Genomic DNA, 945 nt, shown 5'->3' with positions numbered 1-945 from the left:
GAAAATGGCCAAGGAAAAGTTTGAGCGCAACAAGCCGCATGTGAACATTGGCACGATTGGTCACGTTGACCATGGCAAGACGTCGCTGACGGCGGCGATCACGAAGTATTTTGGCGACTTCAAGGCCTATGACCAGATCGACGCTGCGCCCGAGGAAAAGGCGCGCGGCATCACCATTTCGACCGCGCATGTCGAATATGAGACCGATGCGCGCCACTATGCCCATGTCGACTGCCCCGGCCACGCCGACTATGTGAAGAACATGATCACGGGCGCTGCGCAGATGGACGGCGCGATCCTGGTGGTTTCGGCCGCCGACGGCCCGATGCCGCAGACCCGCGAGCACATTTTGCTGGCCCGCCAGGTCGGCGTGCCGGCGATCGTGGTGTTCCTCAACAAGGTCGACCAGGTCGACGACGAGGAGCTCTTGGAGCTGGTCGAGATGGAAGTGCGCGAGCTTCTGTCGTCCTACGACTTCCCCGGCGACGACATTCCGGTGGTCAAGGGTTCTGCGCTCGTGGCGCTCGAGGATGGCGACAAGGCCAAGGGCGAGGATGCGATCCGCGAACTGATGGCCGCTGTCGATGAAGCCATTCCGACGCCGGACCGTCCGATCGACCAGCCCTTCCTGATGCCGATCGAGGACGTGTTCTCGATCTCGGGCCGCGGCACGGTTGTGACCGGCCGTGTCGAGCGTGGCGTGATCAATGTGGGCGACGAGATCGAGATCGTCGGCATCCGCGACACCACCAAGACGACCTGCACGGGCGTCGAGATGTTCCGCAAGCTGCTCGACCGCGGCGAGGCGGGCGACAATATCGGCGCGCTTTTGCGCGGTGTGGATCGCGAGGGCGTCGAGCGCGGCCAGGTTCTGTGCAAGCCCGGTTCGGTCAAGCCGCACAAGAAGTTTTTGGCCGAGGCCTACATCCTGACCAAGGAAGAGGG

At 62.9% G+C, this 945-nt stretch carries 1 protein-coding gene; it reads left to right on the top strand.

Annotation, left to right across the window (positions count from 1 at the left end):
- Window positions 1–4 precede the first annotated feature (4 nt).
- Window positions 5–945: elongation factor Tu (tuf, locus tag DEM25_RS17450; protein ID WP_120222801.1), on the top strand; the 941-nt coding region annotated here is incomplete at its 3' end.

Source organism: Oceaniradius stylonematis (assembly GCF_003149475.2).
Taxonomy (GTDB): Bacteria; Pseudomonadota; Alphaproteobacteria; order Rhizobiales; family Rhizobiaceae; genus Roseitalea; species Roseitalea stylonematis.
The sequence above is the reverse complement of the archived record's forward strand: the minus strand, read 5'-3'. Positions and strand labels throughout refer to the sequence as shown.